15 protein-coding genes are annotated in these 14,435 nt (G+C 40.7%); 12 read left to right on the forward strand and 3 right to left on the reverse strand.

Annotation, left to right across the window (positions count from 1 at the left end; translation table 11 throughout):
* Positions 1-183: 183 nt before the first annotated feature.
* Together R9C00_05710 and R9C00_05715 are read right to left on the reverse strand one after the other, a co-directional pair.
* A complete protein-coding gene (locus R9C00_05710) occupies positions 184-774 on the reverse strand; it encodes a tetratricopeptide repeat protein (protein ID WPO36937.1) in 591 nt (196 codons plus the stop codon).
* A 202-nt stretch (positions 775-976) separates the two neighbouring features.
* On the reverse strand, positions 977-1,285 hold the full coding sequence (locus R9C00_05715; GenBank protein WPO36938.1) for a septum formation initiator family protein: 309 nt from the start codon (positions 1,283-1,285) through the stop codon (positions 977-979).
* Between the two features lie 176 nt (positions 1,286-1,461).
* Between R9C00_05715 and R9C00_05720 the strand changes: the two genes are divergently transcribed.
* The 12 genes from R9C00_05720 (at position 1,462) to R9C00_05775 (ending at position 13,107) form a co-directional block, all read left to right on the forward strand.
* Positions 1,462-1,812, forward strand: coding sequence for a CoA-binding protein (locus tag R9C00_05720; protein ID WPO36939.1), 351 nt, complete (start codon positions 1,462-1,464; stop codon positions 1,810-1,812).
* A 41-nt stretch (positions 1,813-1,853) separates the two neighbouring features.
* On the forward strand, positions 1,854-2,786 hold the full coding sequence (locus R9C00_05725) for a phosphoribosylaminoimidazolesuccinocarboxamide synthase (protein WPO36940.1): 933 nt from the start codon (positions 1,854-1,856) through the stop codon (positions 2,784-2,786).
* A 142-nt stretch (positions 2,787-2,928) separates the two neighbouring features.
* The gene (locus tag R9C00_05730; GenBank protein WPO36941.1) at positions 2,929-3,309 is read left to right on the forward strand and encodes an STAS domain-containing protein; all 381 of its coding nucleotides are present in this window, start codon (positions 2,929-2,931) and stop codon (positions 3,307-3,309) included.
* A gap of 138 nt (positions 3,310-3,447) precedes the next feature.
* Positions 3,448-4,362, forward strand: a complete 915-nt coding sequence (locus R9C00_05735) for a ribonuclease Z (protein WPO36942.1) — start codon at positions 3,448-3,450, stop codon at positions 4,360-4,362.
* A 308-nt stretch (positions 4,363-4,670) separates the two neighbouring features.
* Entirely contained in the window at positions 4,671-4,907 is a 237-nt protein-coding gene (rpmB, locus tag R9C00_05740; protein WPO36943.1) for a 50S ribosomal protein L28, read from the forward strand.
* A 36-nt stretch (positions 4,908-4,943) separates the two neighbouring features.
* Positions 4,944-5,126 (forward strand): 50S ribosomal protein L33, encoded by a 183-nt coding sequence (gene rpmG, locus R9C00_05745; GenBank protein WPO36944.1) that lies wholly within the window; start codon positions 4,944-4,946, stop codon positions 5,124-5,126.
* Positions 5,127-5,128: 2 nt separating this feature from the next.
* Positions 5,129-5,281, forward strand: a complete 153-nt coding sequence (locus R9C00_05750) for a DUF4295 domain-containing protein (protein ID WPO36945.1) — start codon at positions 5,129-5,131, stop codon at positions 5,279-5,281.
* 151 nt (positions 5,282-5,432) lie between these two features.
* A complete protein-coding gene (ftsY, locus tag R9C00_05755; GenBank protein WPO36946.1) occupies positions 5,433-6,386 on the forward strand; it encodes a signal recognition particle-docking protein FtsY in 954 nt (317 codons plus the stop codon).
* Positions 6,387-6,630: 244 nt separating this feature from the next.
* A complete protein-coding gene (locus tag R9C00_05760; protein WPO36947.1) occupies positions 6,631-7,932 on the forward strand; it encodes a dicarboxylate/amino acid:cation symporter in 1,302 nt (433 codons plus the stop codon).
* Positions 7,933-8,084: 152 nt separating this feature from the next.
* The gene (locus R9C00_05765; GenBank protein WPO36948.1) at positions 8,085-8,861 is read left to right on the forward strand and encodes a porin family protein; all 777 of its coding nucleotides are present in this window, start codon (positions 8,085-8,087) and stop codon (positions 8,859-8,861) included.
* A gap of 448 nt (positions 8,862-9,309) precedes the next feature.
* Positions 9,310-10,092 (forward strand): IS5 family transposase, encoded by a 783-nt coding sequence (locus tag R9C00_05770; protein ID WPO36949.1) that lies wholly within the window; start codon positions 9,310-9,312, stop codon positions 10,090-10,092.
* A gap of 99 nt (positions 10,093-10,191) precedes the next feature.
* Positions 10,192-13,107: a caspase family protein gene (locus R9C00_05775; GenBank protein WPO36950.1), complete on the forward strand. Its 2,916-nt coding sequence runs from the start codon at positions 10,192-10,194 to the stop codon at positions 13,105-13,107.
* Positions 13,108-13,200: 93 nt separating this feature from the next.
* Here R9C00_05775 and R9C00_05780 read toward each other — a convergent pair whose 3' ends face one another.
* Complete coding sequence (locus R9C00_05780; protein WPO36951.1) at positions 13,201-14,202, reverse strand: dihydroorotate dehydrogenase-like protein; 1,002 nt, start codon at positions 14,200-14,202, stop codon at positions 13,201-13,203.
* Positions 14,203-14,435 lie beyond the last annotated feature (233 nt).

Here is a 14,435-nt window from a genome sequence, read left to right on the forward strand (position 1 = left end):
TATTAGCTCAACTGTGGCACTATTAGCACCAAAGCGTTAGTATCTTTCACGTAGATATTTACCTCAACATTTAAGGAAATGGCTTAAGGAATGTTTCCTATTTACCAGATAGCCAAGGTTTTTGATACCTAATATTACAAAAAAAACTCAAGAGCTCATTCTTCAGATCACAATAATTAAGCATTATTTACAATGCTTATCGATATATTCTTGTGCATTTTCTTCTCCCAAGCTCAACGCCTTTTTGAGATCTGCGCATCCTCCACTTTGTTTTGTGAGAATTTTTAGCATCCCACGGTACAAATAGGTCTTTTCGTGGTTTTTGTCGTGAGTAAGGGCTAGATCGTAGCTTTTTAATGCATCTTTTACAAGTCCTTGTTTTATCTGCGCCCTTCCTTTCAAAGAATGTGCATCTGCATTATTAGGGTGTATTTTTAGTACTCTGTTCATATCCAGTACTACTTGGCTGTATTGTTCGAGCTTGAAGTGAACTATGCCTAAGCTAAAAACAAAGGTCATGTCCCTAGGCTCTATATCGGAGGCCATTTTGTAGTCTTCAACTGCCAGTTCCAGTTTATCAGTTTCTTCATATGCCCTACCTCTGTTATAGAGCGATTTGATGTGTTTGGGATGGGTAGAAAGGTAGCTTGAGTACGAAGATATAGCATTTTCGTAGTCATTTGCAGCAAAAAATTCATTGCCTTTTTCGTATTGGTTCTTTTCACAAGAGAAGAACGATACTGCTAGGAGAATAAAGAGGATTCTGTTGATCATAAATTGTTAGTTGTTTCTTTTTTCAAATGACACGTGTTTCACCTTATGCCTGCTTTAAGCAGAGTTTATGTTGTTTTTTGCCTAGAACTGCTTAGACAAAAAATAACCGTTTGATCTAAAGAGAATCAAACGGTTATTAACGCAAAGTTATTGGATTTTTTTCTTTGACCTTCTGTAGAAAGGAAAAGTTTTAGTTTTTTAACTATTCGGCACTTTCATCTACCAAATAGACATCTTCCCCTCTTCTTTTGAACAAATACTTTTCACGGGCAAATTTTTCCAACTGTTCAGGATCGCTGTTAAGCTCTTTCATGTTCTTCTTTATCTCCGTGATCTCCCTTTTGTAGAAGTTTTCCTGCTTTTGCAAGTCTTCAAACTTTTGATTGAGCTCGTATTGGTTCAAAATGTTGTTGCTATCAAAAAATAGCATCCAAACTACAAACGCCAAGCCTGTGAGCAAATACAGGTTTCTCGACTTGGTCAATATATTTTTGATAAACTCTTTGTTCATGATTTGTTTGTTTTTAAGTACAAAACAATGGAGGTTGCCTTCCTAACAATTTAGCAAAAACTTAGGGTTAAAGCAACCTAATTACAATTATAAAGGTTACTTGTGGGAATATGTTATAAAGGCAAACAAATTTTTGCCTAGTTTCGCACCTGATTTCAATAGCTATGGGTAAAACAATGATACTAGGGGCTACCCCAAACCCCGCGAGGTATGCGTACACTGCCGCAGAAATGCTGACACAAAAAGGACATAAAATAGTACCAGTCGGCATTAAAAAAGGAGAAGTGTTTGGAGAGAAGATCAGTACTGACCAAGAGCAAAAGCATGAAGATATTGATACCATTACTCTTTATGTAGGACCTCAGAACCAAGCGGGGTGGTATGATTTTATTTTAAAGCAAAAACCTAAGCGGTTGATATTCAATCCAGGAACAGAAAATCCTGAATTGATGGAAATGGCAAAAAAAGCAGGTGTTTCCATAGAAATTGCTTGTACTTTGGTAATGCTTTCAGTGGGAGTTTATTAGCTTAGCAATATTTATTTTTTTAGAAATTAGATAGTTATAAAATGTCTATTGCAGATACAAAATTTGATTTCCCCAACAGTACGGGCTTTTACAAAGGCAAAGTACGTGATGTTTATTACTTTGACGATAAAATAGCCATGATCACTTCTGATCGTATTTCGGCGTTTGATGTCATTTTGCCTCGTCCTATTCCCTACAAAGGGCAAGTGCTGAACCAGATAGCGGCGATGTTCTTGAAACTAACCGAAGATATCATCCCCAACTGGGTAGAAACTGTGCCTCATCCAAGCGTGACTATTGGCAAAAGGTGTGAGCCTTTTAAGGTAGAAATGGTGATAAGGGGGTATTTGGCAGGCCATGCGTGGAGAGAGTACCGTGACGGCAAGCGTATGCTTTGTGGAGTGCCTTTGCCCGAAGGCTTAAAAGAAAACGATAAATTACCTCAGCCTATCATCACGCCGGCCACCAAGGCAGAAGAGGGACATGATGAGGATATTTCGAGAGAGGAAATCATAAAGCAGGGCATTGTAAGCGAAGAAGATTACAAGGTGCTGGAAGATGCTACCTATAAGGTTTTTGCCAGAGGCACAGAAAAAGCGGCAGAAATGGGGCTTATCTTGGTAGATACTAAGTATGAATTTGGCAAATACGATGGCCAAATTTATTTGATCGATGAAATTCACACGCCAGACTCTTCAAGGTATTTTTATGCCGAGGGCTATGAGGAAAGGCAAAAGAACGATGAACCACAAAAGCAGCTTTCAAAAGAATTTATAAGAAGGTGGCTAATAGAAAATGGATTCCAGGGCAAAGAGGGGCAGGTACTCCCAGAAATGACGGATGAAATAGTGGCGATGGTTTCTGAAAGATACATGGAGCTTTTTAAAAGCATTACTGGGCAGGAGTTCCAAAAGGCAGAAAATAATTCGTCAGAGGCAATAAAGGCAAGTATAGAGGGGGTTTTTGGAGCATAGGCTCTTCGTGCAGAGCAGGTTGGGTTGCAAGGTTTTTTTGGATTTTGCTTACCTAATCGGCTGTAGGCTCATAAATAGGTTATTAATATTATTGTTCTATTACATAGATATTTATATTTGAAAAAATAAAAAAATTCGAATCATGAAATACTCGATTGAAAAGTCTGAAAAATACACAAAATTCATTTTAGATGAGGAAAAACTCGATACGCTAAAAGCTCCTCGCTTGAAGTCGGAGTTGGTTACTTTGTACCAAGCAGGTACCACCAACATGATCCTCAGCTTAGCGAATGTGAAATATGTGGATTCTTCAGGTCTAAGTGCAATTTTGGTGGCAAATAGGATGTCAAATGAGGTAGGAGGTTTTTTAGTGTTGGTAGGAGTAAGCGATCATGTGATGAAGTTGGTGAAGATATCTAAGCTAGATAACGTTTTGAACATCTTGCCTACTGAAGAAGAAGCGGTAGATGCCATTTTCCTCAACGAAATCCAGAAAGACCTGGAGAATGAAGACGAAGACTAGCCATTGCTAGTTCCTAAACTATAATTTAGGCGGCAGTTTTTCGCAAAGAAATGCTGCCGCCTTTTTATCTCTAATTTTAAATTTTCCCGAGAGGAAAAACCGCTAGATTAGTCACATTACGAATCAAACACTGAGAATTTGCCTTTTGAATTACGCATATTAGGATCTTGTTCGGCTACTCCTGCTTGGGGCAGGCACCTTAGTTCCCAGATTTTGGAGGCGGGCAACCAGTTATTTCTGATCGACTGTGGCGAGGGTACGCAATTCCAACTCCTCAATTATAAAGTCAAGTTGCGCAGGATAGCCCATGTATTTATAAGTCACCTCCATGGCGACCATTATCTTGGGCTTACCGGGCTGCTGTCCACCATGTCGCTACAGGGAAGGAAAGACGATCTCCATATTCATGCGCCCAAAGGTTTGGACGAAATACTTACCTCTCATTTTCGCTACTCAGAAACCTTTTTGAGCTACAAGATCATCTTTCATATAGTAGATCCTTTAACCAGCGGCCAAGTATATGAGGACGAACTCATAGAGGTTATAAATATCCCTTTGAAACACAGGGTTTCCTGCTGTGGCTACCTATTCCGCGAAAAACCCAAAAAACATAAGCTAAAAGTAGAAGCTTTGCCAGGTGGTTTGCCCTACGAAAAGTTTATTTCACTCAAGCTAGGAGAAGATATAGAGCATAACGGTCGGTTTTATGCCAACGAAGAGCTTACCTACGGACCGCGTAAAAGTTGCTCTTATGCGTACTGTTCCGATACTATTTACCTTGAGCGTATTATACCCATTATCGAAGGGGTCGATTTGCTCTACCATGAGTCTACTTTTACAGAAGAGTTTTCGGAAAGGGCAACTTATACTGGGCATAGCACCGCAAAACAAGCCGCTACTATAGCCGATAAAGCAAATGTAGGGCAGTTATTGTTGGGGCATTTTTCCACTCGTTTCAAAGACCTGACCCCATTGCTTGTAGAAGCACAGGAAGTATTTGACAACTCACATTTGGCTATAGAGGGCAAAATATTTGAGGTTTTGGCAGAATAGGGGAATGTACTTTTGCGGTGAAATAGATGAAATTTAGACATGCATCTATTGGTTTTGTCCTATTTCCTCCAAGCGCTGAGCATTGAATATTTTTTATAGAAAGAAATCACTACCCTTATAGGGCTATTGGTTCAGTTTTTTGTTTCTGTTATTTTTTTTACTTCAAATAGCCTATTCTTTTGAATATTAGAGGAATTTTAAGATATTTGCAGACCGTTTTAAAAAATTCATTAAAGGTAATGTAAGAATCTGCCAGATGGCACTAGCCTGAAAGCAGATTTTATATTTGATAAAAAACTGATATAGAGATGTCTAGAGTTTGCCAAATTACAGGAAAGAGGACAAGGGTAGGTAATAATGTTTCGAAGGCTAATAACAAAACCAAAAGAAAATTTTACCCAAATCTTCAAAAGAAGAAGTTTTATATCCCTGAGGAAGATCGTTGGGTCACCTTGAAAGTTTCAACAAGTGCTCTTCGTACCATCAACAAAAATGGTATCACGGCAGTGTTGAAAAAAGCCAAAGATAAAGGCGTTTTAGTTTAAGCATTAAGTCATTATATAATATAAATACAAGTTGCAATGGCAAAGAAAGGAAATAGGGTGCAGGTGATTTTGGAGTGCACAGAGCACAAAGCCTCTGGCATGAAAGGTACGTCAAGGTACATCACTACCAAAAACCGTAAAAACACCCCAGAAAGATTGGAGCTTAAGAAGTTCAATCCTATTTTGAAAAAAAATACTGTTCACAAAGAAATTAAATAACAATGGCTAAGAAGGTAGTAGCAACGCTAAAAAAAGAAGGCGGAATTAAATTTGTGAAAGTAGTGAAGGCCATCAAGAACCCTGAAACTGGCGCTTACTCTTTCAAGAGCGAGATTGTCCCTGAAGACATGGTAAATCAAGTGTTGGGCAAGTAATTTCCCAATCAAGATTTTTGAGATATACAGCTAACCCTACTTTTTTAAGTGGGGTTTTTTGTTATCTATCAAAAAAGGAAACTACTTTTGTTTCAGGGTTTATCAGTAGGCTCTTTAGAATTTATTTTATAGTTAGAAAGCGGATTTCACGATGGGTATTTTCGACAAATTCTTTAATAAGGAAAAAAAAGAGTCACTTGACAAAGGGCTTGAGAAAACAAGGAGTAACATCTTTGGTAAGCTGAGCAAGGCTTTGGTAGGAAAGGCTACCGTAGATGATGACGTGCTTGATGAGCTGGAAGAAATACTCATCAGTTCGGATGTAGGAGTGGGGACTACGGTCAAGATTATAGAGCGAATTGAAAAAAGGGTGGCAAAAGACAAGTATTTGACTACCTCAGAATTAAATAAGATCCTGAAGGAGGAAATAGCCGAATTGCTCTCAGAAAACAAATCAGAAGACCTACAAGGGTTTGAGATAACCTCAGACAAAAAGCCGTATGTAATCCTGGTTGTAGGAGTGAACGGTGTAGGGAAGACAACAACTATAGGTAAGATTTCGGCTCAGTTCAAAAATGCTGGCTACAAAGTGGTATTAGGAGCTGCCGATACGTTCCGAGCTGCTGCGGTTGACCAACTGAAGCTTTGGGGCGAGAGGGTTGGCGTACCTGTAGTTTCCCACGGAATGAACACAGATCCTGCTTCGGTGGCTTTCGATGCGGTGAAGCAAGGCGTTGAAGATGGTGCCGATATTGTAATTATTGATACTGCAGGTAGGCTTCACACCAAAGTGAACCTGATGAACGAGCTTTCTAAGATCAGAAGAGTGATTACGAAAGTGATTCCAGATGCACCTCATGAGGTGCTGTTGGTGCTTGATGGAAGTACAGGGCAAAATGCCCTTATCCAAGCTCAAGAGTTTACCAAAGCGACCGAGGTGACAGCTATGGCTATTACCAAACTAGATGGAACGGCAAAGGGTGGAGTAGTTATTGGAATTTCCGATGAGTTCAAAATTCCAGTAAAATACATAGGAGTAGGAGAAAGAGTAGAAGACTTGCAACTCTTCAATAAAATGGCATTTGTCGATTCTCTATTCAGTTAGAAGCGATACAAAATAAAAATTAGAAGAGGTCAGTAGCGTAAAGTTGCTGACCTTTTTTATTAATCATAGATCAAACAAACTTGTTTTTAGTCTGCCATGCTTGCCCGTTTGGGAAGGGATTCTGGCTGTTTGTGCCTATCCAACTGTTTTTTTTGAGCTGAACGACTCAGAATTAGCCCAAAAAGGATAATTTTAAGGAGATAAGGTTAAAACTACTTCAATTACAAACTCACATTCGAATCAAATGCAAAAGAAAAAACTCGCGCTTCATTGGCAAATTATCATCGGGATGGTTCTGGGCGTTATCGTCGGGCTTATCCTTATTTATGGTGGATGGATACAATTTGCCTCCGACTGGATCAAGCCCTTTGGTACTATCTTCATTAATCTGCTCAAGCTGATTGCCGTTCCCCTCGTATTATTCTCTCTTGTGAAAGGAATTACCAGCCTTTCAGATATGTCGAAGCTTTCGGCCATGGGCTCACGGACAGTTTTAATTTATCTGTTCACAACTCTGATAGCGGTTTCCTTGGGCTTGCTGATAGTAAACATTACAAAGCCAGGAAAAAGCTTTACTGAAGAAACTAGAATAGAGCTGAACGAAAAATTTGCTAGCCAAGCGGGAGCAAAAACCGAAAGTGCTAAAAAGGTGAAAGAAGATGGCCCACTTGCTCCATTAGTGAAAATGGTGCCAAGCAATATCTTCGAAGCATTTACCAGTAATAGCAATATGCTGCAAATCATCGTGTTTGCAATTTTGTTTGGGGTGGCGATGGTGATGATAAAATCGCCAGTCACTGAGCCAATAGAAAAGCTGTTTACGGGTATAAATGACATCATTATCCAAATGGTGAATATTATCATGAAAATGTCTCCATTAGGTGTTTTTGCCCTCATAGCCTCGCTCATGGCTGAGGTGGCAGGAGATGACCCCGAAAGAGCGATGGAATTGCTAAAAGTACTTGGTATTTATAGTATTTCCGTGATTTTCGGTCTGGCTATTATGATTTTTGCGGTGTACCCACTGCTGCTTCGCTTTTTTGCAAAAGTTAATTACTTGGATTTCTTCAAAGGGATTGCCCCAGCACAGTTGATGGCTTTTTCCACCAGCTCAAGTGCGGCAACCTTGCCCGTAACTATGAAATGTGTGGAAGAGGAGCTAGGTGTTTCAAATGAAACAGCCAGTTTTGTGCTGCCTTTGGGTGCAACGGTGAACATGGACGGGACAAGCCTTTACCAAGGAGTTGCGGCAGTTTTCATTGCACAGGCTTATGGGCTTGACCTTTCCTTGGCACAGCAATTGGGCATCGTACTTACAGCGACCTTGGCTTCTATAGGAACTGCTGCAGTACCCAGTGCAGGCATTGTGATGCTAATCATTGTATTGGCACAAGCTAAAATTCCTGTAGAAGGTATCGCTTTGATTTTAGCTCCCGATAGGCTGCTAGATATGTGCCGAACCGTAGTGAACGTGACGGGCGATGCTTCCGTTTGTTCCATTATAGAGAAAACGGTGAACAAAAAAGAGTTGAGTATAGAAAGCTAGAAGTGTTACCATAGTTTTAATAAATGAGCATCCTATCAAAAATGGGATGCTTTTTTTTGCCATATTTCCACGCTATTCGTAATTTAAAGCTCAAAATAGGTTTTTTCTAATCCTAAAAAAAATATAACCAGCTGCGCCAACTATCTATTAAAATGGAAAAATGCTACCTCGTATTAGCCTTTGGCTTCTTATATACATTTCTATTCCTTTCCCCGGAAAAATCCTTCTCCCAAAAATACCATAGCAAAAGTTATTTTAAGAAAAACTACCCTGGCTACGTAAGTGTAGGTAGAAAAGGACTTACCTCTAACTTCTTCTTTGGGGTGAAAGGTGGCTTGGCTTATTCGGATATTACAGGAACATTATTGATACAGGCAGAGAGGCAAGATAGCTATAATCCTGTACTGTTTACCACAGGAGGTTTGGTGGCAATAAGTAATCTTTCAGACCTTTTTAGTTTAAAAGGAGAATTGAATTACCTTACAAGAGGATCGAATTACGAAAGCGTAGGAGATTGGGAGACAATTATTTCCAATATTTATAGGGAGTACATAGAAATGCCAGTTGCCTTGAATATTAATTTCTTTTCGCCACTAAGTACATTCAAGCCAGCATTATATGCGGGAGGTTCGGTTTCATATCTGCTAAGTGCAAAAAAAACGGATATTGTCTACGAAAATGTAGATTTGATAGAATACTATAGGGAAGAAGGGATAGATGTAAAAGAAAGTTTTAATACGATTGATTATGGGCTTGTATTGGGAGGAAGTTGCAATGTTTTCATAAAGAGGAATTTGATGCTCATTTTCGACCTTAAAAGCTATTTAGGCTTTGCCAATATCAACAAATATCCTTCTGAAGAAGCGCAACAAGTTTTTACCAGAAATATCGAAATGGTTTTCTCAACAGGAATTTTGTTTGGAAATTGAGTGGACTGTCATCTTTTTTCAAAACTTTCAAATTGCTTTCTCCGTACATAATCCAGTTAACAAACCTCTGGGCTAAGCACCAGTGCTATTTTAAACAAAAGCATTAAACCTTACAATCAATTACGATAGAATAGGATAAATTTAATTTTGTTCAAGCACTTGTATATGGTACTTTTTAGAAAAATACTTCTAGTTACCCTTTTTGTTCCTCAAGTAGAACATAACCGTATGTTGTCTTTACAGACTTGAGTTTGCATCCCTCTTTCTCCTTTATTTATGATGTTGACACAACTTATTTGCATATTTTGCAACCCATTTATTTTACTTTGAGAATAGTAAGAAGTATTCAACTTAAAATAAAGACACCTAACTTACAGGTTAGAGCATGTTTAAATTTTGAAAAGAGCCGGGCAGGCTAAAACTTTGTAGTGACGAAACAACAAAGTTTATGGAAACAGGATATACCCGCTTGACCTCCCGGCAATGGCAATATATAAAAGAATATCTTCCCGTGGAAAGGAAACGCAAATATGACCTCAGGGACGTGGTGGACTCGATCTTGTACTGCATGCGCAGCGGACAGCAGTGGCGCAGCCTCTCGGGCGAGGGACGCCCTCCTTGGAATGTGGTATACTATTATTTCCGCAAGTGGCAGGGGGACAACACGCTTTTTCGGCTGAACGCGGCACTCAACCAACTAGAGCGCAAGAGGAAGGGCAAGAAGGCGACCCCGAGCATGCTTTCCATTGATAGCCAGTCGGTAAAGTGCGCGCCTTTTATCGGGCAGGACACGGGGCTGGACGGCAACAAGAAGGTGAACGGGAGAAAAAGGCACGTCATCACCGATACGCTCGGGCTGGTATGGGGAGTGGTCGCCACTGGCGCCAACGAGCATGACGGCACGATAGGGCAACGGGTGGTGGAGCCCCTCTTGGGCTACCTGCACAGGATGGAAAAGATCCTGGCAGACCAGGCCTATAAAAAGAAGTTCACCGGATGGGTAGAGGACAACATAAGGGGCGTAGAGGTCGAGATATCCTCTTGTCCCCCAACCCCCAGGGGCTTTGTGCCCATCAAGTGGAGATGGGTCACCGAGAGGACATTCGGCACGTTCAATTTCTTCCGGAGGCTGTCCAAAGACTATGAAAAAACTACCAAAAGCCAAGAAGCTTGGGTTTTATGGCAAAACTGCCAAATAATACTTAATAGGATCAAAAAAATGCCTATTTAAAATTTTTAAACATGATCTTAGGTTCTGGTAATCAACACAAAATTTTCTATTAAAACATAGGTACTTATCAACCTCTATATATTACAAAATACTGATACTATGCTAAAGCATTTTTCAACTCTGATTTTCCTTCTGCTTACCAGTATTACAGTTTTTGGGCAACAGGGAAAACCTCGTTTGGTAATCGATCCTCAAGGGCATTCTGCCATGGTCAAGGATGTGGTTTTTACCAAAGATGGCAAAACCCTCATTTCCATTTCCGATGACAAAACCATCCGTCTTTGGAACAGCAGCAACGGTGCTTTGCGAAGAACTATCCGTGGGCAAATTGGCGATGGGCCTATGGGTATGCTCAATGCTGGAGCTATTACTCCCGATGGCGATTTGCTTGCCGTAGGTGGTTATTTGGAAAATGATGAGGTGCGCCTCATCCACTTGGCTTCGGGCAAGCAGGTTGCTACGCTTTTGGGGCATAAAAATGTGGTGACAGACCTTTCTTTTTCTGGTGATGGAAAATTACTGGCTACGGCGAGTGGTGATAAAACCGTAAATGTTTGGTCAATCCCACTCGACACACAAAATGAGCTTTCTGCACTGAAAGCGACACCGCAGCTCAAGGCAACATTGAAAGGGCATACGCAGCCTGTATATGGTGTTGCATTTTCCCCAAACGGGTTCAAGGTTGTTTCTGCCTCTTTTGATGGCACATTGCGTCTCAATTACCTCAATCCTGATGGTTCTCAAAAAGGCGAAGCTAAGGTGATGGCGGAGCATTCGGGAGCGGTCTATTGCGTCGCTTTTTCTCCTGATGGAAAGTACATAGCCTCTGGCGGACTAGATGGGAAAATCTACCTATGGGATAGCGATGGGAATTTTTACAACATCATAGAAAAGCTTGGAGAAGAAATTTACACCATTTCCTTTTCCCACGAGCTGAACAAGCTAGTGGCCATGACGGCGCACGGAACGGTGTATGAAATTCCTTATGGGCTTACCTTGGGGAAATTTGTAAAGCACGATAACACTGTAAGAGCTTCAGCCTTTGCTCCTATCCGAACCAAAGACGGTAAAGAAGTAATTGCCACGGCAGGGGGGATTAATAACGATATTTTCCTATGGGATTCGGAAGATGGAAAAGTGTTCCAGCGAATAAAAGGAGATGGGCGTGCCGTGCTCACCGTTGCGTTTGAGAAAGGCTCGCACCGGATTGCGTTCAGCAACAACGAGCGTGCGAATCTCAGTGTAAGGCCTTTTGAAAAAACATTTGATTTCGACTCGCTCAGGTTGGGTCTGAAAAAACCTAATGCAGAACTTTTCCAACCACCCACCACTTCGTATAAAGGAATTTCTGTTAGCAAAAAAGATGATTTTACCTTGGTGCTGAGCAACGGGGTTCAGATCAAAAACACGGCAAGTACAGGTCGCACTATTCGTTCCTTCACGTTCACACCAACGGGTGAGTTGGTAGTGGGAAGTGCAGGCTCACTTCGCTCTTACAACCTAAAAGGAGAATTGGTAAAAGAGTTTGTGGGACACAACGGTGAAGTTTGGTCAGTTGCGGTTTCCTCTGATGGGAGGTTGATGGCCTCGGCAAGTACCGATCAGTCCATAAAAGTATGGAATGTACAGACGGGTGAAAACCTTGCATCGCTGTTTGTGACGGCTACTAACGATTGGATTTGCTGGACTCCGCAAGGATTTTACGGAGCTTCGGCAGGTGGGGAAAAGTACATTGGCTGGCATGTGAACAAAGGTGGTGGAAATACGGCAGAGTATTATCCTGTAAAAACGTTCCAAAAGAAATTTTTCATCCCAGAGATAGTTCAGAGTACCATAGCTAATGGTTCGTTTACCAATGCGGTGGTAGCTTATGCCAAAAAAACAGGTAAGGTGGTAGAAGTAAATGAGGAAATAACTTCTTTCCTTCCTCCAAAAGTAGAGTGGATTACTCCTGAAAAATACATTACTACGGTAAAAACGAGTGCCATAAAAGTAAAGGCAAAAGTTACTTCGGGCAGGCCTATTACCGAAGTGAAGGTTTTGCTAGATGGCAGACCAATTCCCCAAATGCGCGGTTTTCAAGTGAACAGTACCAACTCTCCAAAAATGAAATGGGTGGAGTTTGAAGTGCCAATTATCAATGCGGAAAACACGATCCAGATTTATGCGGCTAACTCCGAAGCATCGGGGCTTTCCGAAGATAGAATTGTTCGCTACAAAGCGCCTTCATCCTTTGCCGATGAAGATGAAATATTGGACTTTGATGTGTACGATTACTTAAAAAAGCCGAACCTATATTTGCTCAGCATCGGGGTTTCTGATTATGAAAATCCTGATTGGGATCTGAACTATGCCGATGACGATGCAAAAGCGGTAGTGGCTGCATACAAAAAGCGTCAGTCTAAGATTTATTCCAATGTCTACACGAAGGAGTTGTTGGATGAAAATGCGACCAAGGCTAATATAGTCAGTGCATTTAAGTGGCTAGAAGAAAATGCTACCTACAAAGATATGGTGGTGATTTTCATTGCCTCACACGGCTTCAATGAGGATAACCAGTTTTATATTTTGCCCCACGATGGCGACCCAACCAACCTCAGCGGAACAGCCGTAGACTGGAAAGCTTTTGCCAAAACACTAGGTGGTTTATCTTCCAAGGTATTGCTTTACCTCGATGCGTGCCATAGCGGTCAGTTGGCGAAAAATGTGGTGAATAATACAGAGCCAATCCGGAATATGTCGGATGAAAAAAATGGTGTAGTGATCATGGCGGCATCAACTGGGGATGAGAGCTCTCTGGAAACTCCTGACTGGGGACATGGTGCTTTTACCTATGCGCTTCTCGAAGGAATTGACAAAGGCTTGGCTGACCTAAAGCCTGATAGGATAATTTACCTGCGCGAGCTAGATTTTTATGTATCTGATAAGGTGCATGAGCTTACAGAAGGGAGGCAAAACCCGACGACGCTTCGTCCAAGTACTATTACCAACTTGCCCGTAGTTTCATTGGATTAAGGCTGAGAATGAACAAAGAGTGTTTGCAGATGTCCTGCAAACACTCTTTTTGTTCTGTAGCCCTTTATAAATCCAATAGAGAGCTATTCTATACTAATCTGTTATACTCGGCCGAGGTGTTTTTCCACTAACTTTTTTCATGAACTGAACCCTTTCCCATTCTACCGTATTTTTCTCGTCGTTCACTAATCTTCCTTTAAACTCGGAAATGGAATTGAAACCTCTGTCTTTCATCCAAGTTTCCACATCGTTGAGCATGGTTTGGATGTGTTTGAATCCTTTAGAATATATAGCTGAGCAAACCTGAGTGGCAGAAGCCCCCACCAATAATTGCTTGATCACACTTTTGCCATCGTGCACACCTGTAGACGCTGCCAAATCACAATTTATTTTGCTAGAAAGTAAACCGATCCACCTAAGCGAATGGGCCATCTCTTCCTTGCTGCTTAATATATTGCCTACTTCTAGCCTCATGTGGTCTACGTCAACATCTGGTTGGTAAAACCTATTGAACATGATCAGGGCATCTACACCGTTATTATCTAAGCGGTGAACCATTTGTGATATGTTTGAAAAATAGGGTCCCATTTTTACCGAAACTGGAATTCCCACCTGCTGCTTCACATTTCGTACAATATCTACATATTGTTGTTCCACAACTGCACCAGAAACAGATTCACTAAAAGGAAAAATAGAAATATTGAGTTCTAGGCCATCTGCTCCGGCTGTTTCCAGTTGCTTAGCAAAAATAGTCCACTCTTGAGGGGTTACGCAGTTTATACTGGCAATGATCGGTATTTTTGTTTTCTTTTTAGCCTTTTGTATCAGGTGTAAATATTGGTCTATTCCATGGACTTTAGACAGTTCCCCAGCATACTCAATAGCTTCGCTGAACCATTGATAAAGAGGTTCTTGGGTGTTGAAAATATCGCTATTTGCCAAGATTTGCTCTTCAAATAATGATTTTAAAACTACTGCACCTGCACCAGCTTCTTCACACTTAATAATGCTGTCAATAGAGCTGGTAAGGTCTGAGCTACTAATTATGATTGGGCTATTGAGTTCTAGCCCCATATAACTTGTTTTAAGGTTCATGTTTGTTAATTATTTATGGTAAAATAGAGTTTCACTTAAGGTTGGTAGGCTTCATCAAAATGGATTTTCCACACCTGTAGATTTTCATCCGAAAATTACTGTAAGCTTTTATAAAAGAAAATGACTTTCATAAGGTGAAAAACAGGCATTTGTCAGGTAATTGGACTTTAAGGGTTATCTAGGATAGATAATCCGTAAAAAAAACTCGTTTGTTTAACCTTTTTGGCAAAACT

This window comes from Flammeovirgaceae bacterium SG7u.111 (genome assembly GCA_034044135.1).
In the GTDB taxonomy this organism is placed as follows: Bacteria; Bacteroidota; Bacteroidia; order Cytophagales; family Flammeovirgaceae.